General features: G+C 41.2%; 22 protein-coding genes and 9 pseudogenes. 26 read left to right on the forward strand and 5 right to left on the reverse strand.

The features are described from left to right. Positions 1-551: 551 nt before the first annotated feature. Both JCM19055_RS23710 and JCM19055_RS23715 read right to left on the reverse strand, forming a co-directional pair. Positions 552-1,205: a DUF418 domain-containing protein gene (locus tag JCM19055_RS23710; protein WP_052366235.1), complete on the reverse strand. Its 654-nt coding sequence runs from the start codon at positions 1,203-1,205 to the stop codon at positions 552-554. Further along, positions 1,186-1,857, reverse strand: coding sequence for a DUF418 domain-containing protein (locus JCM19055_RS23715; protein ID WP_265182041.1), 672 nt, complete (start codon positions 1,855-1,857; stop codon positions 1,186-1,188). The genes JCM19055_RS23710 and JCM19055_RS23715 overlap by 20 nt, the downstream gene beginning before the upstream one ends. A 398-nt stretch (positions 1,858-2,255) precedes the next feature. Between JCM19055_RS23715 and rpsN the strand changes: the two are divergent. The 5 genes and pseudogenes from rpsN (at position 2,256) to JCM19055_RS11230 (ending at position 5,845) form a co-directional block, all read left to right on the forward strand. Next, a pseudogene (rpsN, locus tag JCM19055_RS25445) lies at positions 2,256-2,485 on the forward strand (30S ribosomal protein S14). Between the two features lie 530 nt (positions 2,486-3,015). Beyond that, positions 3,016-3,600 (forward strand): annotated as a pseudogene (locus JCM19055_RS29385) (ZinT family metal-binding protein); the annotation flags it as partial. A gap of 160 nt (positions 3,601-3,760) precedes the next feature. Further along, the gene (locus JCM19055_RS23720; protein ID WP_265182052.1) at positions 3,761-4,282 is read left to right on the forward strand and encodes a linear amide C-N hydrolase; all 522 of its coding nucleotides are present in this window, start codon (positions 3,761-3,763) and stop codon (positions 4,280-4,282) included. 46 nt (positions 4,283-4,328) lie between these two features. Next, the gene (locus JCM19055_RS23725) at positions 4,329-4,721 is read left to right on the forward strand and encodes a linear amide C-N hydrolase (protein ID WP_052366238.1); all 393 of its coding nucleotides are present in this window, start codon (positions 4,329-4,331) and stop codon (positions 4,719-4,721) included. A 245-nt stretch (positions 4,722-4,966) separates the two neighbouring features. Then, a complete protein-coding gene (locus JCM19055_RS11230) occupies positions 4,967-5,845 on the forward strand; it encodes an N-acetyltransferase (protein WP_042359784.1) in 879 nt (292 codons plus the stop codon). 73 nt (positions 5,846-5,918) lie between these two features. Here JCM19055_RS11230 and JCM19055_RS29390 read toward each other — a convergent pair whose 3' ends face one another. The 3 genes and pseudogenes from JCM19055_RS29390 to fmdA form a co-directional block, all read right to left on the reverse strand. Beyond that, positions 5,919-6,044: a hypothetical protein gene (locus tag JCM19055_RS29390; protein WP_265182042.1), complete on the reverse strand. Its 126-nt coding sequence runs from the start codon at positions 6,042-6,044 to the stop codon at positions 5,919-5,921. A 12-nt stretch (positions 6,045-6,056) separates the two neighbouring features. Beyond that, positions 6,057-6,263 (reverse strand): annotated as a pseudogene (locus tag JCM19055_RS31645) (FmdB family zinc ribbon protein); the annotation flags it as partial. Beyond that, positions 6,196-7,379: pseudogene (gene fmdA, locus JCM19055_RS11235) on the reverse strand (formamidase). The pseudogenes fmdA and JCM19055_RS31645, both read right to left, overlap by 68 nt. A 251-nt stretch (positions 7,380-7,630) precedes the next feature. On the opposite strand from fmdA, the gene JCM19055_RS31650 reads away from it, so the two are divergent. The 21 genes and pseudogenes from JCM19055_RS31650 (at position 7,631) to JCM19055_RS11310 (ending at position 24,185) form a co-directional block, all read left to right on the forward strand. Next, on the forward strand, positions 7,631-8,182 hold the full coding sequence (locus JCM19055_RS31650) for an MFS transporter (RefSeq protein WP_370543083.1): 552 nt from the start codon (positions 7,631-7,633) through the stop codon (positions 8,180-8,182). Beyond that, on the forward strand, positions 8,179-8,967 hold the full coding sequence (locus JCM19055_RS31655) for an MFS transporter (RefSeq protein WP_370543084.1): 789 nt from the start codon (positions 8,179-8,181) through the stop codon (positions 8,965-8,967). The genes JCM19055_RS31650 and JCM19055_RS31655 overlap by 4 nt, the downstream gene beginning before the upstream one ends. Positions 8,968-9,040: 73 nt before the next feature. Beyond that, positions 9,041-9,773 (forward strand): annotated as a pseudogene (locus JCM19055_RS11245) (class I SAM-dependent methyltransferase). A gap of 451 nt (positions 9,774-10,224) precedes the next feature. Continuing rightward, positions 10,225-11,428, forward strand: a pseudogene (pgsB, locus tag JCM19055_RS11250) (poly-gamma-glutamate synthase PgsB). Between the two features lie 27 nt (positions 11,429-11,455). Further along, positions 11,456-11,912 (forward strand): annotated as a pseudogene (gene pgsC / locus JCM19055_RS11255) (poly-gamma-glutamate biosynthesis protein PgsC). A gap of 12 nt (positions 11,913-11,924) precedes the next feature. Next, complete coding sequence (locus tag JCM19055_RS29405) at positions 11,925-12,047, forward strand: hypothetical protein (RefSeq protein ID WP_255343394.1); 123 nt, start codon at positions 11,925-11,927, stop codon at positions 12,045-12,047. 20 nt (positions 12,048-12,067) lie between these two features. Beyond that, on the forward strand, positions 12,068-13,333 hold the full coding sequence (locus JCM19055_RS11260) for a gamma-glutamyltransferase (RefSeq protein WP_052366239.1): 1,266 nt from the start codon (positions 12,068-12,070) through the stop codon (positions 13,331-13,333). Further along, positions 13,296-13,715, forward strand: coding sequence for a gamma-glutamyltransferase (locus JCM19055_RS23730; RefSeq protein ID WP_052366240.1), 420 nt, complete (start codon positions 13,296-13,298; stop codon positions 13,713-13,715). Before JCM19055_RS11260 ends, JCM19055_RS23730 begins: the two co-directional genes overlap by 38 nt. A gap of 268 nt (positions 13,716-13,983) precedes the next feature. Then, positions 13,984-14,193, forward strand: a pseudogene (locus JCM19055_RS31660) (MATE family efflux transporter); the annotation flags it as partial. Positions 14,194-14,242: 49 nt separating this feature from the next. Next, positions 14,243-15,355 (forward strand): MATE family efflux transporter, encoded by a 1,113-nt coding sequence (locus JCM19055_RS11265; RefSeq protein ID WP_370543085.1) that lies wholly within the window; start codon positions 14,243-14,245, stop codon positions 15,353-15,355. A gap of 97 nt (positions 15,356-15,452) precedes the next feature. Further along, a pseudogene (locus JCM19055_RS11270) lies at positions 15,453-17,885 on the forward strand (heavy metal translocating P-type ATPase). Then, a complete protein-coding gene (locus JCM19055_RS23735) occupies positions 17,882-18,304 on the forward strand; it encodes a hypothetical protein (RefSeq protein ID WP_052366241.1) in 423 nt (140 codons plus the stop codon). The pseudogene JCM19055_RS11270 and the gene JCM19055_RS23735 overlap by 4 nt, the downstream one beginning before the upstream one ends. Before the next feature lie 125 nt (positions 18,305-18,429). Next, complete coding sequence (locus tag JCM19055_RS23740; RefSeq protein WP_052366242.1) at positions 18,430-18,705, forward strand: hypothetical protein; 276 nt, start codon at positions 18,430-18,432, stop codon at positions 18,703-18,705. A 14-nt stretch (positions 18,706-18,719) separates the two neighbouring features. Further along, the gene (locus JCM19055_RS11280) at positions 18,720-18,920 is read left to right on the forward strand and encodes a glutaredoxin (RefSeq protein ID WP_042359785.1); all 201 of its coding nucleotides are present in this window, start codon (positions 18,720-18,722) and stop codon (positions 18,918-18,920) included. Positions 18,921-19,004: 84 nt separating this feature from the next. Next, the gene (locus tag JCM19055_RS11285) at positions 19,005-19,211 is read left to right on the forward strand and encodes a copper ion binding protein (protein WP_042359786.1); all 207 of its coding nucleotides are present in this window, start codon (positions 19,005-19,007) and stop codon (positions 19,209-19,211) included. Between the two features lie 181 nt (positions 19,212-19,392). Further along, entirely contained in the window at positions 19,393-19,653 is a 261-nt protein-coding gene (locus JCM19055_RS23745) for an IclR family transcriptional regulator (protein WP_052366243.1), read from the forward strand. A gap of 5 nt (positions 19,654-19,658) precedes the next feature. Further along, positions 19,659-20,147, forward strand: coding sequence for an IclR family transcriptional regulator (locus tag JCM19055_RS23750; RefSeq protein ID WP_152549844.1), 489 nt, complete (start codon positions 19,659-19,661; stop codon positions 20,145-20,147). 119 nt (positions 20,148-20,266) lie between these two features. Continuing rightward, positions 20,267-21,253, forward strand: a complete 987-nt coding sequence (locus tag JCM19055_RS11295) for a tripartite tricarboxylate transporter substrate binding protein (protein ID WP_052366245.1) — start codon at positions 20,267-20,269, stop codon at positions 21,251-21,253. Positions 21,254-21,284: 31 nt separating this feature from the next. Further along, a complete protein-coding gene (locus JCM19055_RS23755; RefSeq protein WP_052366246.1) occupies positions 21,285-21,704 on the forward strand; it encodes a tripartite tricarboxylate transporter TctB family protein in 420 nt (139 codons plus the stop codon). Positions 21,705-21,716: 12 nt separating this feature from the next. Then, positions 21,717-23,213: a tripartite tricarboxylate transporter permease gene (locus JCM19055_RS11305; RefSeq protein WP_042359787.1), complete on the forward strand. Its 1,497-nt coding sequence runs from the start codon at positions 21,717-21,719 to the stop codon at positions 23,211-23,213. Between the two features lie 9 nt (positions 23,214-23,222). Further along, complete coding sequence (locus JCM19055_RS11310) at positions 23,223-24,185, forward strand: sugar kinase (protein ID WP_042359788.1); 963 nt, start codon at positions 23,223-23,225, stop codon at positions 24,183-24,185. The last annotated feature ends 3 nt before the right edge of the window (positions 24,186-24,188 follow it).

Below are 24,188 nucleotides of genomic sequence, written 5' to 3' on the forward strand. Positions count from 1 at the left end.
TAAAAGCCATGCAAACTTTAGCCCAATCACATTCCGTTCCGTCGTTAATGAAGAGAGCGAAGAATCTGCTCAATCTGTTCATTTTGACTCATTTAAAACGCTTTGCTAAGGTGTGAAACATTATAGATTTTGACATAAGTAAAATCAAGTTCCTCATTAAGAAACGAACATTAATATGTATATAATTATTAATGTTCGTTCATTTTAAAATTTGTTCGTCAATAATCATGTCCACAAAATGACCAAAATGAATGCAAGATGCAATAATTATATGTAATATATGCAGTTGAGATGTTTGAATCCAAGGATTTGCACTAGATGATATGTTATCACAACATTGAGGGCCTAGTGGGAGTTAAATCCCGTGGTGGTTCAAGTCCACTCAACCGCACCATTCATATAAACGAAGCAATACCAACGCAATTGAGCGGGTGGTATTTTTTTTGTGTCTTCATTTCCACTTGGTATTGAAGTTGCTGACTTAGGTAAGATAGCATTGATTCTGAAAAAGCGTGGCTCTTCGTAAAATTGAAGAATCACGCTTTTGCACACTATTTATATACAAGCTTGCGCATAAGAGAATCTAATGGACCAGGTATTCTTTTTACTGCCATTATCGCCGCGATGACTAAACTTAATAGCCAGACGAACAGTGCGATTAGTAAAGCACCAGTACTGTGTATTGATGCTCCTAGGCCAAGAACAACTGGAGATAATAAGATGACTAACAATGTTTCATTGAAAACATAAAAGGTCAATGAGCGGCGTCCTAACGCTTGGAGGGATCGTGTGATTAGACCTGCTTGCTTTACAGACGATCCGATCAGCCCAAATATTCCCATATAACCTAATCCGCCTGCGATTCCTGTTATGATTTGCAAGAAGGTCATGAATCCTTCCATTTGAGGGGTTGTGATCCACATACCAACACTAATCAATGCTAAAGGCAAGGCACCAACAATCGACACGGTTGTTCCGATTATAGCCATACCCTTCAACCAATTGCGATGCAGTTTCGCATCCAGTAAGTTTCTACGCCCTGCCCAGACGCCAATCAAAAGAGTTAGTAGCATGGGGTACATCACAAGCTGTCCGAGCATACCGATTGGTAAATCAATAACGTTATAGAATAGTGCTTCAACATAAGTCCCTGGCGTTAAGCTTCCACGACTTGGTGTTTCTACATTAGTGATATCTGTAATCACAGAGAATATCACCCATATAATAGGCAAAACGATCACAAAAAAACAAACTCATACAGACCAATGCATAGGTAAGAACTTTATCTTTCTTAAACAAGATCCACCCAATAAGGAAGGTTGAAATCCCGTAGACGAAGAGAATATCAATCCCGCCAATAAATACAGCATGTATGATACCAAAGAGTATAAGAAATAATGCTCTTCGTGTTATTAACTGTTTTGATTTTTTTTCTAACATTCCGTTTTCAGTTTGTCGTCTCACCATCATTGCGAGTCCATAACCAAACAAAAGTGCAAATAAAGGCAAACCACGGTTGGCGACGAACAAAGTACTGAAAAAATTGGTTACATCATCTACAATTGTTCCACCAAGAGGACGACCGATTTGTGTTGTTTCAGTTGCGACCACCCACAACGTTGCATGTGCGATCGCAATAATAAGCAGCATGAATCCCCGGGCTAGATCAGGGGCTAACAAACGTCCATTTGTACTTCCTTGTAACGAGTGCTGAGGAGGGGGCGGCTGCTTTACAGTTGATTTAGGATCTTCAGGTCCAGACATCCTTACATCACTTCCTTTAAATAGTAAACTTTCAGCGAATGACTTGTTTTTAAGTATCGTGGAAAGTACAACAGGATTCAGCTGTTTTGTCATGAAAGGGGGGAATTTAACACTGAAGGGGGTCATACTCTGTAACTTTGGTTTGCTTTAATGCCCTTAAACAACAAATACGGTGATCATTTGCAAAATGTTAAATTCCCAACTAAAAGAGTTAGAAGCTCTTGCCTCATTTCAAATTTGAAATGAGGCCTTTTGTATTTTTAATTCTTCTTTTTACATCATTCAAAGTACTTTTTTTTAAATGTAAGCGAAGGATTGATGGATAAGGATTTCTAGCGATCGCTTAATTCGCTGATTAAAAAAAAGTAATTGACACGAGAGGGAAAGTTATTTAATGTATAAATCGTAATCATTACGATTTAAGAAAGAGGTGCTGAACAGTTTGGCAAAAAAAATCTAAAGTCGCAAAAGAACGTCAGCGTCAAAAACTAATTGCAGCCTATGCAAAACGTCGAAGAGAACTCAAAGAAAAAGGAGATTATGAAGCATTGAGAAATTTTCCGAGGGATTCTTCTCTTACTAGGTTAAAGAATCGATGTGAAATCACCGGTCGCCTAGGGGATACATGAGAAAGTATAAGATGTCTCGCATTGCCTTTCGAGAATTAGCTCATAAAGGTCAACTACCAGGAGTTAAAAAAAGCAAGTTGGTAATAATTTAATATCCGATACTTATTGCTGTTTGCAAAAGCCATATGAATCAAAAGAATACAAGAGGAACGAAGGAGAACGTAACATGAAAAAAAACATACAGAGAAGCGTAGCACTGTTAGCTGCTTCAGCACTATTTGTCGCATGTGATGCCTCAGAAAATGGTGATGAGTCAACGTCATCGGATGGAAGTGAACAACTAGAAGCAAGTCATGATGGCGATGATCATGATCACGATGAACATCAAGATCCAGGTCAACATGTACCAGAGGACGTAGACATTGAAGGATTGGCGGATCATTATCACACTGGAGACAATGTAGAACTTATTGCACATTATGACGATGATACTAATTACGATCATTGGCATTGGTATACAAGAGATGATGATCATGCTGAGTGGGAAACGGTACCTGACCATAGTACGGACCAGTATACGGGCGAGGCTACGGTGAACGGTCAAGAAATTAAAGCGGTGCTTTTTGATGATGATCATGAAGCGCATGTACAATCCCCTGTACTTGAAGTTGTTATTGATGATCATGACCACGGACACGATCATAGTCATGCTCACAATGAAGAAAGTCAAAGAATTTATGATGGTTTCTTTTATGACGACGATGTAGAGGATCGTTCATTATCAGATTGGAGTGGCGATTGGCAATCTGTCTATCCGTATTTGCAAGAGGGTGCGTTAGATGAAGTTTTTGAACATAAAGCGAATGAAGCAGAAAGTGACATGACTGCTGAAGAGTATAAAGCGTACTATGAAGTCGGTTATGAAACGAATGTCGATCGCATCGTTATTGATGAAGATCGCTTTACCTTTTTTTGAAGAAGATGGAGAGTACACAGCTGAGTACGAATACGATGGTTTTGAGATCTTAACGTACGAGGCGGGTAATCGAGGAGTACGATTTGTTTTCGAGAAATACGATGGAGACGAAGAGATGCCACAATTCATTCAGTTCAGCGATCATGAGATTTCTCCGACAGACTCGCACCATTTTCATCTCTATTGGGGGATGACCGTGAGGAACTATTAAATGAAGTAACGAATTGGCCAACGTATTATCCATCAACGATGAATGAAGAGGAAATTGTCCATGAGATGATTGCTCATTAAATAAAAAATTTAATCTACGAATACTTGTTTCACCACACTTATATTTAGTTCATACCGTAGCTATTTTCACATATGTTAAAAAGTGGAGGTATCAAATTCCTCAAGGTGGTGATGCAAGTCATGTGTACGTCGGCAACAGTCAATACAAAAGAAGGGCATCATTTTTTTATCGAGAAATCTTGATTTTTATGATTTACCTGTTGATTATAGTGTTTACGTGCTACCTAGGAAATATAAATGGCTGAACCAACAAGAAAATCGTACGGTAATGAGTCGCTATAGTGTTGTTGGAATGGGCATAGAAACAGAAGATCAACTTGGATTATTTGACGGGTTAAATGAGCACGGTTTGATGGGTGTTGTTCACTATTTAGAAGGGTTTGCAGCATTTAACACGCGGTTACGTAGAGATAAATTGAACATCTCCGCGTATAACTTTATGTTGTTTGCATTAACACAATTTCGCTCTACAGATGAGATTGTCAGTCATTTGAAGACGATTAATTTAATGGCTAGTGATCTTGAACTGACCGATGGACCACCGCCACTGCATTGGATTTTTACGGATCAGGAAAGAAAAACAGTTGTCATTGAAAGTACAGATGATGGACTTAAAGTCTATGATAATTTAGTGGGTGCGTTTTCGAACAGCCAGATTTCCGGTGGCATCTTATTAACTTAAATCAGTATTCTTCACTATCTTCTGAACAACCGAGTGAAGATGTCATTTGGGGAGATTATCACCTCGTAAAGTCGCCAGACTGGTAAGTGGTAACTTTGGTATTCCAGGTGATTATTCATCACCTTCGCGTTTCGTAAGAGCTGCTTTTCTTAGAAATCACATTGAAGAAGCCATAACAGAGATAGACGGTTTACGAAACGCAATTCATATCCTTGATTATTGCAATGTGGCTAGAGGAGCAGACATAGAAGCTGGTGAACCTTCGTATACACTTTATACAAGTGCCATGTGTAGTCAAACAGGTACTTACTATTACTATCCATATTCCAACAACCAGATAAATGCTGTGAACCTTTTCAACGAAGATTTAAATGGAACAGATCCTATACGCATCAAGGTCCCGCTGATCCAAACGATTAACTACCAAAACGAAAAGTGAACAAAAAGACAAGCGGGGAATCGCCTGCTTGTCTTTTTACATGAATGAGAGCATGGTACGTTATTAACTCAATTCGGAAAGGTTAACGATAGTAAACTCTTTATCTACTACAGCTAACCTTTTCACTAATTGGTATAATGATAAAACGAGCATCTTTAACTAGCTTTAAAGTGATATTATGTGTTCTGTATATAAATTTCTAAATAAACAAACTCTATTTCATTAAATCAAAGAAGGTGATTCAAGTGAGTTTACATATAACAAAGCCTGCATCTACGAGAGAGCTTTCTAACTTCTTGGAAACGATGAACAATCAACCGAGGCATCACATCGGATTTTGCGGGGAGGACAGTGGTGAAATTTATGATACGCTCGTGAACGATTTTTCAGATTTACTATTCGAAGACTCGTTTGTGGTTGCTTACAAAGAGGATGCGATCGTTGGCGCACTTGGACTAGATGTTGATTTACCGAGGGGAGTTGCCGATGTATGGGGACCATTTATACATGAAGAAGAGATGGGACTTGCTGTTGAGTTGTGGAATCAATTAATTCAAAACGTACCTAAAGAGGTAAGTAAATTCTCTTTCTTTATAAATAAGGAAAATACGTTTGTAAAGCAATTTGCGATCGACCGTGAAGGGACTGAACGTGGTTCAGATCTCGTTTTGCAAAGAACGAGAGAGAGTTTCAGTAAGCAGGAAGTTCAAGTAGAACCGTATAGGAACCCCTATTGTGATTCCTTCTCAAATCTTCATAATCAGCTATTCCCGAACACGTATTTCGATGCGCAAACGATCCACAATCGCTTGAATGACGATAACCAATTAATTATCGTTACAGAGAATGAATCAACCATTCAAGGGTATGTATACTTCGAAGCAAACCCGAAGCATAGTGAGGGAACCATTGAGTATGTAGGTGTAGCAGAAGCATTTAGAAAACAAGGGGTTGGAAAAAGGTTAATCCGTTGTGCACTCAACGAGCTATTTTCTTATGAATCAATTAATGAGATAACCATTTGTGTAGAAGCAGACCACCAAGCAGCAATTGCACTCTATCAGTCGGTCGGTTTTGAAGTGAAATACCAGTTGCAGAGCTATAATGTAGGTCTAGGTTCTTAAACCCTTACGCCTTACCACGATTATACGAAGGTGTTTAGTAGACCAAGAAAAAAGATCTGCGACGTGCGCAGATCTACCCAATTTGCCACGGACGTGATGTGGGCTTGTTTTGTTTACGTTTTGTGCCTTGCAGTTGGTCTTTTTGTGTGACGGTCGGGGTTGCACCTTGGTCAACCTTTTGTTTGATAGTGCTATTCATTGAAAACGTGTTTGGAGCTTTGAAGATTCGATTTGATAGTTCTTTGCAAACGGGACATACGGATTTTGTCTTGTCGCCATGTGATGATGTGTGTCTTTCTTCAAATGGTCCGCACGACGGACAAGAAAAAGAATAGATCATGTTGGTTTTATCATTCCTTTTTCGGGAGGATATCTTTGTTGAAAATCGCTGTTGGAATGGATACTGTACAACACGCATTCGGAATGTCAACAATTCCTGCGACTCGACCTTCAATCGGCGCTGTTCCTAAAATCATATACGCTTGTTCAGCTGTGTAGCCGACTGTCTTTAAGTAATCAATCGCATTGAGCATGCGTTGCGATAGGCAATATTTGCATCAAGATAGCTCTGTTTGCCAGACGTGTTATCAACGCTTACGCCTTCGAATGTGAGAAACTCTGTGTAGTTCGGATCCATTGGACCAGGTTGGAACACTGGGTTTTGAAGAATGTTATATTTGTCCATTCCGCCTTTAATGACATCAACATGCAAGTCAATCCATCCTGGCATTTCAATTCCACCACAAAATGTAATTTCACCGTCTCCTTGAGAAAAGTGAAGATCCCCAACTGAGAGCTTGGCGCCTTCAACAAACACAGGGAAATAGATGCGTGAACCACGAGAGAGGTTTTTGATGTCACAATTGCCTCCGTTCTCTCTAGGGGGAACAGTTCTAGCACCTTCTTTCGCTACGCGATCGAATTCTTCTCCTTGAAGCGTACCGAGAACAACGCTTTCAGGATTAGGGAGTTCTGCAAGAGGAGGAACACGCTTAGGGTCTTCATCAACGAGTGCGGTTTCACGTCGATTCCATTCAGCGAGCAATTCGTGTGAAGGAGCGACTCCGATTAGACCTGGGTGAATGATACCCGCGAACTTCACGTCAGGAATGTGACGACTCGTGGCGTAGATACCGTGAAAGTCCCAAATCGATTTCTGGGCATTTGGAAAATGATCAACAAGAAAGCCACCGCCATTTTCTTTTGCAAAGATGCCATTAAAGCCCCATTCGTGATCTTGGAAGGCACCTACATCGAGAATGTCAACGACAAGTAAATCTCCTGGTTGGACCCCATTCACATGAGCAGGTCCACTTAAGACGTGTACGCGGTCTAAGTCAACGTGCTCAATATCACTAGGATCATCGTTGTTTGAGATCTGCCCATCTGTCCAGTCTAAACATTCCATTCGAAACGATTCACCTGGGTTTACGCTAAAGGCAGCTGGGATGTCAGGATGCCAGCGGTTATGTCCGGGTACAGCTTGCTTGTCCATCTTCTTCGTAAGGTCAACTTTAAAGCGTGTTTCAGGCATTTCGCTTCACTCCTTTAGAAAAGGTATAGGATAATTCTATTGTTAGATAAAATAGTATGAATTGTCAAATATATTGTCATCTTATATAACAACGAGTCGTTTCGTAAGTTAAAGATGTTGATTCAATTGATAATGCTTTAGAACGTAGTCAAGTAAACAAAGAATTAGTCAGATGAATTTGACGTTAAGCGCTTTCAACTTTATACTAAGCGTATTAAATGATGAACTGATCAGTCATACGTGACCTAGCCATGGTAATCCTCTATGACGAAAAGCCAGTTTACTTTACCGGAGTAGATGGGCTTTTTTTTCATGCCCAGATCAAATTGAATACGGGAAGTGAAATGATGTGGTTTAGGAAATGGTATTTTGGCTGGAATATTGTAGCGGCAGCGACAATCATTACGTTATTAACGGTTGGAATGAGAATGGGGATGGGACCGTTCGTTCTTCCAATTATGCAAGACTTGAATTTTGATCGTACAGAGTTATCGACAATGATTGCTGTCGGGATGATTGTTTATGGAATGGGGATGCCACTTGCAGGTTACTTAGTCGAACGTTATAGTACCAATTTTGTCTTACGATTAGGAATTCTAATCGTTACAGTCTCTTGTATTTGGACCGTTTTAGCGACACATCCGTTTAATTTCTTCATGGCATTTGGTGTGTTTTTGTCATTGGGACTTGCGTTTACGAGTCCAGTCGCTTTAACACCAGTCATTGCAAAGTGGTTCACGAGGCAGCGGGGGCGAGCTTTATTTTACTTATCTACAGGTTCCATGCTGGAATTGCAATTATGACGCCTGTATTAACGATCGCAATTAATCAATTTGGTTGGCAAGCGACCATTCTTTTGTTTGCGGCCGCATTTCTTCTAATTATTATTCCAATGACAATTTTTATCGTTCGTGATGAAGCGCCTGAGAATACCGATGAATTGGAATCAGAGAAACAAAACGTTACAAGTCGGAAACCAGAGCTGCGTTTAACGTGGAAAGAAGCGATGACAACGTCGCCGTTTTGGTTGATTACATTTGGGTTGTTTGCTTGTGGGTTTAGCATGAATTTGCTTGGAACACATGGCGTACCGATGTTACAAGATCACGGGTTCGATGCAATGACCGCTTCCTTTGCAATCGGTCTAATTGGTCTCGTTGCGATTCCAAGTACGTTAATCTTAGGGGCGCTTTCTGATAAGATGCCTCGTAAATATTTGCTCGCGCTCATTTATTTAGTGAGAGGGTTGGGTCTAATTGCATTGGTGATGGTTGCATCTTTATGGCAGTTGTATGTGGTTGTCATTGTCGCAGGTTTTGTCTGGGCAGGAAGTATTGCGCTCTCATCAGCGATGTTGTCCGATGTATACGGTGTAAAGCTTGTAGGGTTGCTCTATGGTTGGGCATACTTTGGTCATCAAGTGGGTGCAATGTTCAGTTCTTGGCTCGGGGGTTGGGGATACGATCAGTACGGAACGCACTTCATTTCGTTTGCGGCTGCTGGCGTAATATTATTTCTTGCGAGTGTAGCCTCATTAAACGTACGTATCATCTTGAGAATAAGAAACGTCTACCTAAGCAGTCGATAGAAGTGTCAAACTAGCATTTCGTTAAGTGTGAGAATAGCTTAGAAGTAAAGTCATGCAATCGAGGTGAAGAAAGTTGGACAATAATCCATATGATCAACCGTCTCTTTTCCAGAAGTATAGTGAGATGGAACGCTCTCAAAAAGGTCTCGCAGGAGCAGGTGAGTGGAATGCCTTGCAGCAAGTGTTGCCTGACTTTAAAGGGAAATCGGTGCTTGACTTAGGCTGCGGTTACGGATGGCACTGCTTGTACGCCGCTGAGAATGGAGCAAGCAATGTAATCGGTGTAGATCAGTCGCTTAAGATGCTCGACGTTGCTAAATCTAAGTCAACTAAACATACATCAATACAGTACGTTCACTCTTCTATAGAAGACATCCAGCTAGAACGAGAGTCATTTGATGTTGTTCTTAGCTCATTGGCTCTACATTACGTCCCTTCTTTCAATGATGTAGCGCAAAAGGTACACAACGCATTAACATGTAAGGGGCAATTTATATTTTCTGTAGAGCATCCAACGTTTACCGCTGAAGGTAGCCAAGATTGTTTATACGAGTCAAGGAACGGTTCAACACTTTCCTATTGATCGTTATTTTGAAGAAGGTCGAAGAGAAACAAATTTCCTAGGTGAAACAGTTATGAAGTATCATAAGACGTTAACGACTTATCTTAACGGTTTGTTAATTAATGGTTGGGTGTTAAATCGTGTGATTGAACCTTCACCACCAGCTTCAATGTTAGTAGATGTGCAAATGCAACATGAGCTTCGTCGTCCGATGATGCTGATCGTTGCTGCAACGAAACAATGAGACGTCCTCCCGGCCTGCACTAGTGTGCAGGCTTTTTTTATAGAAAAGAAACACGTTGGTTTTCTAAAGCTCATATTATTTTAGTTTATAAATACTTTAAATCTAGCTTTTAGTACATAAGTTCCATCTAAAGTTACAGTTACGTAACAGCTAAATTAAAGCTGTTTTTTCCTATAAAAAAATGTGACTATGCTTTGCTTATTTATTACTTTAATCTACGAAAGACTTGGCTCACTAGATCAAATCACACCTTATCGTATAGTGCCTCATCCCTATGTTTTCTTTCTCGACATCGTTTTACATAAAATAATAAAAATTGCGTTTAATCGTTTCGTAACAGTTTTTAACTTTGCTGTGATGGTGTCATTATTTTTCACCTTTATACTAACGGATGGTGTTAGCAATTCTAATTAAATTATGCATTCATAAACGCTAACAAAGGAGTCGAATTATGCTATTCATCATCACCATTTGTCTACTTTCTTTACTCGTATTCGGTTTTCTTGAACATCGAAAACATAACCGAAATGTTGAGGCCATTCCGGTTCGAATCAACATTAATGGTGTTCGTGGGAAATCTACCGTTACTCGACTAGTCACAGGCGTATTAACGGAAGCGAATTACCAAACCGTTGGGAAAACAACAGGTACACAAGCACGAATGCTTTATTGGTACAAGGATCAAGAAGATCCAATTGTCCGCCGCCCAGAAGGTCCGAACATTGGTGAACAAAAAGGAGTAATGAAAAAAAGTGGCGGAAGAAGACGCCGATGCGCTCGTCAGTGAGTGTATGGCTGTTACACCGGACTACCAAACCGTTTTTCAAGAGAAGATGCTAAAAGCGAATATCGGTGTGATCGTAAACGTACTTGAAGATCATATGGATTTACTCGGTCCGACACTAGATGAAGTTGCTTATGCATTTACAGCTACCATTCCTCATAACGGTCACTTGATCGTGAATGAAAGTCCTTACGTACCGATGTACAAAGAAATTGCAGAAGAGCGCAATACGAAAGTGATCGTTTGTGATACATCTAGAATTCCAGAAGCTTTCTTACTTCAGTTTGATTATATGGTCTTTCCAGAAAATGCAGCGTTAGCGTTAGCAGTTGCCGATGCATTAGGAATTGATCAAGAAACTGCGTTTAAAGGTATGTTAAATGCTTGGCCAGATCCAGGTTCTCTTCAAATTACACCACTCGATTTAAATCAAAAACAACCATCGTTTCTTGTGAACGGGTTCGCAGCGAATGACGCAACGTCTACGATCAACATTTGGGAAAGAGTACAAACACTCGGTTATCCAACGAATGATGCGGTTGTTGTTATGAATTGCCGTAGTGATCGTTATGAACGAACGGAACAGTTTGCACACGATGTACTTCCTTATCTTCCATGTCGAACGCTCGTTATTATCGGGGAAACGACTGCTCCAATCGTTGATAACTACAATAATGGCAACATCCCAACAGAACACCTCCTGAATTTAGAAGGGTATTCAACAGAGGAGATCCTCGAAGAAATCAAACCATACATTCAAGAAACTGTCATTTACGGCGTTGGTAACATTCATGGTGCAGCTGAACCACTCACTCATGAATTAAAGAAAATGCAAATGCCGATTGAAGAAAAAGTTGCAGCAATCAATTAAAAACAATCGTAATTAAGGAGTTTGATCATGGATATCGCAGAAATAACCGTAGCACTCGTTGCCGGTGTAACACTCAGTTTATTCTTCGCTGAGAAAACAGGCATCGTTCCCGCGGGCTTAGTCGTACCAGGATATATCGCACTTGTCGTAGCGACACCAGTGTATGCAATCTCTATTTTATTTATCAGCTTCGCGACGTACCTCGTCGTTATGCACGTGATTAATCGATTTACAATTTTATACGGTCGTAGGAAATTTGCGGCCATGCTTTTAACCGGAATCATATTAAAACTAGGGTTTGATACGTTTTTTTGGATTTACTCCACAAGAAGTAGCACATCTTCAAGCGATTGGTTTGATTGTGCCAGGTTTAATTGCCAATACCATTCAACGTCAAGGATTCGTGGCAACGATGGCCAGTACAGCACTTTTAAGCTTGACGACGTTCGGCATTTTACTCGTATACCAACTATTCTTCATGTAAGGAGAGAACAGAATGTCACAACTAACATTTAAAGAAAAATGTATCAAAACGGTTAAATACCAAAAAGGTAGTGCTTCTACGCACTCAATCATCGGGTTTATTCTTACTTTGATGGTATTACTCGTATTCATGTAAGGAAAAAAGGGCGTGATCGTATGTCTTCGAGCCGTAATCAGAGCTTATTCGTCGTGTGTCTCCTATTGATTGCTGTTCTGCTCCTGTTCATTAACTCACTAGACACAGATCAGGAGCGTCAAGCGACGGACTATGATGCCCTTGAAGTCGAGAGTCAGAAGAAAAGTCCCGGATTTGGTGTTGCGACGGATAATCCAGAAGCAACAGCGATTGGGATGGATATATTAAATCAAGGAGGAAACGCGATCGATGCTGCGATCGCTGTTTCTTATTCTCTGGGTGTTTTAGAGCCACAAGCGTCAGGTATTGGCGGAGGCGGGGTTATGCTCGTGCATCCAGCAGGAGAGTCACCCGTTGCATATGACTATAGAGAAGTGGCTCCAGACCAAGAAGAAATACCAGATTCAAGAATTGGAGTCCCAGGCTTTGTTCTTGGCATGGACACAGTTCATGAAGAATATGGTTCATGGTCGATGAATCGCTTACTCGATCCCGCGATTCAACTCGCAGGAGACGGTGTTGAAGTCTCTTACTCGCTTCATTCGCACCTTCAGAATGCTTACAACTATATAGAACCTGAAGCGGCTGAGCAATTCTATCCGAATGAACGTGCCATTGATGTCGGAGACACGTTGAAACAAGAGGATTTACAAGAGACGCTTAAGCTAATTCAAGAAGAAGGACCATCTGCTTTTTATAAAGGCAAAATTGGAGACAACATTGCATTGCACACGAACTCCATTGATCGGCACGACCTTGCAAATTATAATGTTGATGTTGTGGAACCTGTGCAATCAACGTTTTCGGATTTTGATGTGTACGCTGCTCCGCCACCTGCGGGTGGAACGATGTTGCTACACTCTCTACAAATGGCCGAGGAGTTATCAATTGATCGATGGAGTGACCAGTCTGCAGAGTTTATGAAATGGACCGGGGCAATTACACGAAAAGCATATCAAGATCGTGTTCAAATGATTGGCGATCCCCGGTTTGTCGAGATCCCTCTTAATGAAATTTTAGAAGAAGAATACGCGGAGGAACTTGCCAATGACATTTCATTAAAAGCTGAAGACGAGGAATTTCCAACCGATCTTGAAGGTGGAGAGAAAGATGGCAATACGACACATTTTGTTATTGTCGACCAAGACGGTACGATGGTGTCAGCAACAAACACGTTAAGCAGCTTTTTCGGTTCTGGAAAATATGTAGATGGTTTTTTTCTTAAACAATCAACTGGACAATTTTTCAGTGAGTGCAACGTCACCGAACCGTTACGAGCCGAATAAGCGACCGATTAGCTATATTTCACCAACCATTCTTGCTAAAGATGACTACCCGATTATTGGAATCGGAAGTTCTGGGGGCAGGAGAATAACATCAACACTTACACAAGTTCTCGTGCGTCACTTAATGTTTGAACAGCCGATTGAAGAAGCCATTGAAGAAAACCGATCGTATTATGATCTTCATAATCCAACGATTCAAATTGAAGGAAGGCTCTCTACGAACGTCTCAGAATCGCTTGAAGAGGACGGCTACACGATCGATAATTCCCGAAATGCGGTCCACTTCGGAGCGGTTCAAAGTCTGATCGTTGATTATAACGAAAACACCATAAAAGGTGGAGCTGATCCGAGAAGGTTTGGCGAATGGGACTCGAGGTCGTAACGTGTTGAGAAAAAGCTATCTCACAAAGTCAGTGTCTTTGTTGAGGTAGCTTTTTTGTGTCTCAATAGGTTGAATAATTACGTCATGTAATCAAACGCTAATGAGTAGTGAACTTCATAAAGAGGAAATCTTTTCTTTTGAAATACTATAGGGGGGTATAGTAGTATGTAATCACACAGAGGAGGAAACGAACATGAGTATTGCAGATCGTACGTTGCAAGAGGGCTTACGAACATCTGAAAAAATCAAGATTGTCCTCGTTCTCGCAATGCCGGCAGTGATTGAGAATTTCTTTCAGACGTTGCTCGGTTTTGTTGATACGTTGTTTGTCGCCCAAGTTGGCTTAGAAGAAGTGACTGCGGTTGGTGTTACGAATGCCATACTTGCAATTTACTTTGCAGTATTTATGGCAATTGGTGTCGGGGTTAACGTACTCATGGCCAACGCAAGAGGTGAAGGCAACGACCGAAGAGCATCTAAAATTGCTCAACAAGGAATGATTCAAGCAGTTATTGTAGGATTATTTCTTGGATTCATTACGCTATTTTTTTGCAGAAAACCTTATTCAGTTATTAGGTGTAGAGCCAGAAGTACTACAATTAGCAACGGTTTACTTTCAAATTTTAGCGATCCCTTCAATTATAATGGCGCTAATGTTTGTTTTAAGCAGTATTCTACGGGGTACAGGAGATACGAAATCGCCAATGAAGGCGGTCATTATCGCAAACGTCGTAAACATGGTGTTTGATTACTTGCTGATCTTTGGATTTTTATTCATACCCCCTTTAGGTATTGTAGGTGCGGCGATTGCCGGTGTTCTGGCAAGAGTTGTAGGGGTCGGAATGCTACTCTATTATGTAAGAAAAAATGATGCCATTGATCTTAAGAAGAAGCAGTTTCGATTTAACCTTCAAAATCAGAAAGACTTACTCGGTCTTGGAGCACCAGCAGCTGGTGAACGTCTAGCAATGCGAATTGGACAAGTGGTTTATTTCGGATTTATCGTTGCTTTAGGAACGAGTACTTTTTCGGCACATCAAATCGCGGGAAACATTGAAACGTTCTCTTATATGATCGCTTACGGGTTTGCGGCAGCTGCGACAATTATCGTTGGAAGGCTCGTCGGAGCGAAGCAATATGAACAGGCAAAAAGCTACGCTAAGCTCATTGCCTTGATATCTGCGAGCTTTATGGTCTTCATGGGAATCTTGTTATTTATCTTCGGTGAATGGATGGGAAGCTTCTTTACAGATGACCCAGTCGTTCAAGCAGAAATTGGGACAGCGTTAAAGATCGCAACGTTCTTTCAGCCATTCTTGGCAATTTTGTTGATTCTAACGGGAGCTTTCCAAGGGGCGCGAAATACGAAATTCCCGATGTATTTGACGACGATCGGAATGTGGTTGATCCGTACCGTCTTCGTTTATATTTTAGCCATTCAATTTGAGTTAGGCATTGCTGGCGTGTGGCTAGCAATCGGAATTGATATTGTTATTCGAGCGGTTGTACTATGGTACCGCGTTGAGACGGATCGTTGGATTAAACCAGAGAAGAAACGTAGTCACAAAGAGGAGTTAAGGTGCCACTGTGACCCGCAAACAAAGCAAGCTCAAGTGAGTGGCTGTGTGAACAATTATTAATCGTTGACATACCCCACTGGGGTATTGTATTATAAAGATAACAACAGCAGGAAAGACTATAAAAAAATGTTAACTGTTGTACGTAGGAGGGACAGCGATGGCGAAGCAAGAAGTACAAATTCCGATCCAAGGAATGACGTGTGCCGCTTGTGCCAACCGAATAGAAAAAGGTCTACAACGCATGGACGGCGTTGATGAGGTTAATGTGAATTTTGCCGTTGAAAAGGCAAATGTAACGTATGATCCTGAACAATTAGACGTCCAAGCTTTCGAAGATAAAATAGAAAAGCTCGGATATCATGTGCAACATGAGAGCATTACGTTTGATATATCTGGAATGACATGTGCCGCTTGTGCGACCCGGATTGAAAAGAAGCTTTCCAAGACAGACGGTGTTTCAAAGGCAAATGTAAACTTTGCATTAGAAAACGTTACAGTTGAGTACAACGAAGGCACAATTAACAAACAAGCTGATTGATTCAGTTCAAAAGATTGGTTACACGTTGCAAGAGCAACAGTCGAAGGAAGACACGGTGGATGCGAAAGAAAAAGAGATTCGTCATCAGACAGGTAAATTCATTTTCGCAGCGATTTTAACGCTTCCCTTGTTGTGGACGATGGTTACACATTTTGAATTTACATCCTTTCTTTATATGCCAGAGATGTTTATGAACCCTTGGGTACAGTTAGCGTTAGCAACACCCGTTCAATTTATCGCAGGTGCTCAGTTTTATGTAGGAGCATACAAAGCGTTAAAAGGAAAAAGTGCGAACATGGATGTGCTCATCGCATTGGGTACAACTACAGCGTATTTTTATAGTATTTTTCTCGGGTACGAGTGGCAAGCAGGTGGCGGTCAAGGTATGCCAGAACTGTATTTTGAAGCAGCGGCTGTCATTATTACACTCGTCATTTTAGGGAAACTCTTTGAAGTACGGGCAAAAGGACGTACTGGAAAAGCCATCGAGAAGCTGCTTAACATGCAGGCAAAAACAGCACGGGTTGTACGTGATGGTGTGGAAGTAGAAATTGCTGTCGAAGACGTACAAGTCGGCGAACAAGTCATCGTTCGCCCTGGAGAAAAAAATCCCAGTTGATGGTGTCATCATTTCAGGATCTTCTGCCATTGACGAGTCAATGATTACGGGTGAAAGTATTCCAGTTGATAAGAAAAAAAGACGACAACGTAATCGGTTCAACGGTGAATAAGAACGGTAGTTTAACGTTTGAAGCAACCCGTGTTGGAAAAGATACAGCACTCGCACAAATTGTTAAAGTCGTAGAAGACGCACAAGGAAGTAAAGCGGACATTCAACGAGTAGCCGATCGAGTGTCTGGGGTATTCGTACCGATCGTCGTACTCATTGCAATTGGATCATTTCTTGCATGGTACTTTATTATCGAACCCGGCGATGTACGTTCAGCTCTCGTTCCATTAATTACGATCTTAGTCATTGCTTGTCCATGTGCACTAGGTCTGGCTACACCAACCTCAATTATGGCTGGTTCAGGTCGTGCAGCAGAGATGGGCGTTCTGTTCAAAGGTGGCGAACACCTTGAGAATACGAAATCAGTGACGACAGTTGTACTTGATAAGACTGGAACCATTACGAAAGGCGAGCCAGAACTTACGGATGTCATTCTCGCTGAGGGATTAGACGAAGAAGAAATTCTTAGCAAAGTGGCTTCAGCAGAGAAGAACTCAGAACACCCACTTGCAGCAGCTATTGTAACGGGTATCGAAGATCGTCAGATTAAATTTGAGAATCCAACAGACTTTGAAGCTTTACCAGGAGCTGGAATTAAAGCGACGGTACATGACGAACAAATTTTCGTTGGGACAAGAAAGTTAATGCGTCAATCTAACCTTAACTTTGATGCATTCAACAAAGAAATGGAGAACCTTGAATCTGCTGGTAAAACGGCAATGTTAATCGCTATTAATGAGCAAGTCGTCGGAATTGTAGCGGTTGCAGATACGATTAAAGAAACGTCTGTAGAAGCTGTTAAACGAATGCAATATTTAGGCTTAGAAGTACTCATGTTAACAGGTGACAACCAAAAAACCGCAGAAGCAATTGGAAAGCAAGTTGGGATCAATGACGTGATTGCTGAAGTGGTGCCAGAACAAAAAGCAGAAGAAATTAAGAAGTTACAGCAAAACGAGAAATTCGTCGCGATGGTTGGTGATGGCATTAACGATGCGCCAGCGCTTGCCGTTGCAGATATTGGAATGGCAATTGGAACTGGAACAGACATTGCCATTGAAGCGTCAGATGTAACGTTAATGCGTGGCGATCTTCATAGTGTCGCTGACAGCTTTGTCATTAGTAAGAAGACGATGCGAAACATTAAGCAAAACCTATTCTTCGCATTCTTCTATAACTCTGTCGGAATACCAATTGCTGCAGCAGGGTTATTAGCTCCATGGGTGGCAGGTGCCGCGATGGCATTCAGTTCAGTATCGGTCGTTGGGAACGCCTTGCGATTGCAACGAATGTCTTTTAAAGGAGTGAAACGGTCATCATGAAAATACGCACGTGGGTGATTAGCGGACTTGTTTATTTGACAGTTGTGATTGTAGGTTACGCAGTCATTACGGGTAATTCAATTTTAGAGGGTGGCGATCATGAAGAACATCATGCTCATGACACCACTCAAGAGGAGGAAGAACTCATGAACAATCACGATCATCATGACCATCATCATCATTCAATGCATTCAGAAGTAGAAGTGAACGTGGACCAAAATGAAGATAGTCTCACATTTACGTTGGAAGATCCAAATGGAGAGCCGCCTGAACTTGCTGTGAATCATGAGAAAGAAATGCACCTCATCGCAGTTTCGAATGACCTAAAAGCGTATCACCATCTTCATCCCGAACGCCTGGCAGAAGGGTATATGAGGTTGAACACTCCCTTCAGTCAGGAACGTATCATCTCTTTGTAGACATTACTCCAAAAGATTTCGCTTATGCACCAGAAGCGATTCCGCTTCAAGTAGGTGAGGCAGAGACAGAAAAGGCAAGCTTAGAAACCGATCGTGAGCTTGAAAAAGAAGTTCAAGGTAAGAAAGTGCAGTTAGACGTAGAAGGAAAAACGATTGAGGAAACGACATCGCTCACGTTTAGTACCGATTACGATAACCTTGAGCCATACCTTGGAGCTCTTGGGCATGTCGTAGTCATCGATGAGGACGTTGAACAATTTATTCACGTGCATCCAACTTCTAACGATGCAACGACATTTGAAGCTCATTTTGAAAAACCAGGCACGTACAAGCTTTGGGCAGAATTTAAGTATCAAGATGCAGGCGTGATTGCTTTTCCATTTGTAATTGAAATTCAGTAATGGAGGGAAGTCGCATGTATCACTTAACAATTTACACACGTCCGATGTGTTCTGATTGTGCAAAAACAAAAGAAAAGCTTCAAGATGCTGGTGTTCAATATGTTGAGCATGATCTAAGTAATAATGAAGAAAAAGAAAGTGAACTAAAAAAATTAACAGGATCAAGAGTCGTTCCAGGCTCGTATTTAAACGTCGCGGGCTCGTTGGCTCATTAAAAAAGCCAATTGTGTATACAGGCTACGAGCGTAATCAAAAGAAAGCTGACGACTTGATCTTACAAATGCAGGAGGAAAATTAAAATGAAAACCATTCAATTAAACGTAACAGGAATGTCATGTGGTCACTGTGTTTCATCCATTAAAGGCGGGGTAGGGACACAAGCTGGTGTAGAAGAGGTAGACGTTGATCTAAGTAACGGAACAGTAGAGATTAAGTTTGATTCAAGTAAAGTCCAAGAAGCAGAATTAAAAGAAATGATTGAAGAACTAGGTTACGACGTCGCGTAAGAACAAAGCTGCAACAAGACAGATCATGTCTTGTTGCAGCTTTTATTTTGCGTTCTAGAGGGTGTATTTTCGCATCTTAGAAAATAAATGAAAAATACGTTGACACCGCTTACATATAAGAATATAATGCTCTTAGCAAAAGTGAAACGCCGTTCCATAATGAAGAACAGGAGGGGGAGATATGTTACAGTCAATCGATCGTGCTATGCGTGTATTAGACTTACTTAAAGAACATCATTTCGGTCTTGGTGTTACAGAATTATCCCATCGTTTAGGGGTAGCGAAGAGCACTGTGCATCGAATTGTAAGTAGTCTAGAAGCACACGGATATGTCAAGCAAGAACCAGGAAATGGAAATTATCGATTAGGGTTGAAATTTTTAGAAATGCAACAATATGTTCTAAAGCAAATGGAAATTACTTCAATTGCTAGACCGTTTTAGATGAATTGAGTAGAGAAGCGAATGAAATTGTGCATCTCGTTGAACAACAAGATTATGAAGTTGTTTATCTAGATAAAGTTGAACAACACTCAAATACCATTCGCATATACTCTCGCGTAGGTAGACGTGCTCCAATGCATTGTACAGGCGTTGGGAAAGTATTGTTATCGCACTTTAGCGAGGCAAAGTTAGAGCAATATTTTCAGCAAGTACCCAATCGACAGAAATATACAGATTACACAGTGACAACAGAAAAAGAGATAAAACATGCAATTACACGTATCAAAGGTGCAGGATATAGCATTGATAATGAGGAACATGAACGAGGCATTCGTTGTGTCGCGGCACCAGTTTACAACCACGTAGGTGAAGTGAATTATGGGGTTAGTGTCACGGGTCCACTCGATCGTATGGACGATAACAAAGTGAAACACGTTGTTGAATTATTAACAAATTCATGCCATCAGATCTCTAAGGAATTAGGCCATCATTAAGATGTATAGCTAATATAAAGAACGTTGTTCCACAATTAGGAACGATGTAAGGCGGGTTTAGAAGTACATTCAGTTTTTGAAAGTTAAAAAAAATGAGCATTAAAAGGGGAGTATCATTAATGAAAAAGTACTTATTGGGTATGGGTATGATTGTTCCACTAATGGCATTAGCAGCATGTGGAGATGACAGTTCAACGGAAGCAAATGGAGAAGAGGCTGCAGAGAATTTCCCTGAGAAATCATTGGAAGTGATCGTTCCTTATGCTGAAGGTGGGGGAACTGATTTAGTCGCTCGTGCATTTGCAGATAACTTACAAGAAGAACTTGGTGAGTCGGTTAGCGTGTCAAACCGTGAAGGCGGTGGCGGTGCTGTCGGGATGCAAGCAGGTGCAAACAGTAGTGCAGATGGTCATTCAATGACACTTGTAACTGTAGAATTGCTAACGCTTCCACATAGTGGACTCGCAGAATTAAGCTATGAAGAAGACTTTAAACCGGTTGCACTTTTAAATGAAGACTCTGCTGCCATTACGGTACATGCAGATTCAGAGTACGAAACGATCGAAGACTTTATTGATGCTGCAGAATCAGGTGAAAGCTTACAAATTGGTAACTCAGGAACAGGTGCAATTTGGCATTTAGCTGCTTCTGCACTTGAGCAAGAAATCGACGGTTCATTCAACCACGTTCCTTTTGACGGAGCAGCTCCTGCGGTTAACAACCTACTCGGTGGACACATTGATGCAGTAAGTGTAAGTCCAGCAGAGGTCATTAACCAAGTAGAAAATGGGGACTTACGAGTATTAGCAGTTATGGCTGATGAGCGTGTTGATGCACTTCCAGACGTGCCGACATTATCGGAAACAGGCATTGAGTTATCGATTGGTACGTGGAGAGGAATCACTGTTCCAGCAGACACACCAGATGAAGTGGTCGATGTGTTAGCTGATGCTGCAGCAACAACCGCACAAAGTGATGACTTTATTGAGCGTATTGAAACCTTACAACTTGGCTATCGTTATGCAGATCCAGCAGGATTTACGGAATTAATGGACGATCAAGATGCATTGTTTGGAGAACTAATTCCTTCCTTAGATTTAAACTAGTTGAAGGGGACTAACCGTATGAAAAGACTTCATGCTAACCACATCATTAGTTTACTATTATTGGTTTTTGCGGCTACGGCTTTTATTATGGCGCAAAGCTTTACTCCATCAAGCGGGGCTGCACCAGGTCCCGCCTTTTTTTCCTCAAGTACTAAGCGTGTTGTTGTTTGTACTTGCAATTATTTTAGCTTTTCAAACTCCAACGGATACAGATAAGAGACTCAATTTAAATGTTGTTTTTATTATGATTGCATTTGGCGTTTACGTCTTTCTTGTTGAACCCATTGGATTTGTCGTTTCGACGGTGATTTTTACAGTAGGTTATTTGCTACTTCTAGGAGAACGTCGTTGGTACTTTATCATACCGGCAGCTATTCTTTTGCCGTTAATTGTTTCGTATTCATTTGAACATCTACTACATGTTCCTATTCCTCATGGGTTGCTTTATTAAGGAGGGCTTTGTATGAATCTATGGGAAGGCTTTCTCGGTTTAGCAGATCCTATGATTTTAATTTTACTCGTAACAGGCGTTTTACTCGGGGTCATTATCGGTTCATTACCTGGATTAACTGCTACGATGGGGGTAGCACTGTTTTTACCTGTTACGTTTGGAATGGAAGCTATACCAGGATTGTTATTACTCATTGGAATTTATTTCGGTTCGATCTATGGTGGTTCCATTGCAGCGATTTTATTAAATACACCAGGAACTCCAGCCGCTGCTGCCACAGCAATGGACGGTTATGCAATGACAAAGCAAGGGGAAGCGAGAACGGCATTGAATATTGCTGTCATAGCTTCAGGATTTGGCTCGATTATTAGTGTTCTGATGCTTATTTTTCTCTCGCCTCAACTAGCAAACATCGCACTTAATTTTAGTGCACCAGAAATGTTCGGTCTCGCTTTGTTTGGTTTGAGCATTATTTCAAGTATAGCAGGGGCATCGCTTGTTAAAGGGTTAATTGCCGGTGTGGTTGGTTTATTAATTGCAACAATCGGTATGGATCCTATGACAAGTTATCCTAGATATACATTTGACCAACCTGTATTGCTTGAAGGATTTAACTTTATTCCGATTATGATTGGTCTCTTTGCTGTTTCAGAGGCTTTTATTATGGCAGAGGATTATTTCAAGGAAAAAGGTGGACCAATGAAGGTTGCCGCAAGGCTTCTCAAAACGAATTGGCGTCTTATGCCTAAATTGTTCCCGACGATGACGAAATCATCATTTTTAGGTTCCATTATTGGAATTATCCCTGGTGCTGGTGCAGATGTGGCTGCGTTTGTTTCGTATAATGAAGCCCAACGTTTTGCTAAGAAAGAAGATAAGGCACTCTTTGGCAAAGGGAATCCGAAGGGAATCGCTGCTGCAGAAGCTGGAAATCAAGGGGTGACAGGTGGCGCAATGGTTCCACTGCTCACATTGGGTATTCCTGGTGACGCCGTTGCCGCAGTCATGCTCGGAGCTTTTGTCGTACAAGGAATTCAACCTGGTCCACAAATTTTCCAAACGAGTGGAGAATTAATGTACACTCTGTTTGCAGGGATGCTTGTCGCTGCAATCGTTATGGTCATTATCGGCTTACTAGGCATTCGCTTATTTACGAAAGTATTGCTTGTACCAAAAACGTTAATGATTACGATTATTTTAGTCTTATCAACGATTGGTGCATTTGCGATTAATAACAATATGTTTGACGTTTACGTCATTCTCGGTGCTGGAATTATCGGCTATTTCATGAAAAAGCACGGCTTCCCAGCATCACCAATTGTGTTAGCATTAATCTTAGGACCGATGGCGGAAAGTGAATTTCGTCGTGCATTAACAATGTCAGAAGGTAGCTTAATGATCTTTGCTACCAGACCAATTGCTGCCACATTGATTGCTTTAGCAATTTTGTCTTTATTTACACCATTACTTGTGAAGTTCTTTAAAGATAGAAAGAATAGAAAAGGCTAGGAGGCTACAATGGATGTTATAACCATTGGAGAGACGATGGTCGTTTTTGAAGCGTCATCACAAGGCCCTCTTCGATATACACATACGTTTACGAAACGCCATGGAGGTGCTGAATCCAATGTGGCGATTGGAATTCAGAGATTAGGTTACTCATCTCGTTGGATGAGTCAAGTTGGTGACGATGAACTTGGTCAGTATTTACTCCAAGCGATTCGTGGAGAAGGCGTCGACACAAGTTATGTACAAACGACAGCCGATGCACCGACTGGACTATTCATTAAAGAATTCCGACGACCAAATGAAAGTTCCGTTCATTATTACAGAGCAGGTTCTGCTGCAAGTCTCATGAACAGCGAACAGGTAGAAGAACAACTGTTTAGCGATGCGAAAGTATTGCACATTACTGGCATCACACCGCTTATTAGTCCTGAGTGCGATGACGTTCTTACAACGGCAATTTCCTATGCAAAAAAATTAGGATTGTACGTTTCGTTTGATCCGAACTTGCGTTTTAAAATCATGGAGCATTATGGAGAAGAGCGAGCAAGAATTCGAATGCGGGAACTCGCTGGTTTAAGTGATTTATTTTTGCCAGGAGCGGATGAGGCAGAGTGGATGTATGGGACTGACCAGGATGATGAAATTGCAAAGCTCGCATTTATAGACGGCGCGAAACGAATCGTCATTAAAAGCGGTGCATCGCATTCGTATTATGCCGAACAAGGCGGAAGTTCAGGTTACGTAAAAAGCCACACTGTGAATCAAATCGTAGATCCAATAGGAGCAGGCGATGGATTTGCTTCAGGTGTTATTGTAGGATTATTAGAAGGCAAGTCTTTGCATGATGCAGTAGATTTAGGGGCTGCCGTCGGTGCGCTTGTCGTCAGTTCACCTGGAGATATTGAAGGTCTCCCAACTCGTTTAGAAGTTGAGGCATTTTTAAATAATACGAACAGTGACGTATTACGCTAGGAG

The organism is Geomicrobium sp. JCM 19055 (assembly GCF_000698185.1).
Lineage (GTDB): Bacteria > Bacillota > Bacilli > Bacillales > Marinococcaceae > Geomicrobium_A > Geomicrobium_A sediminis.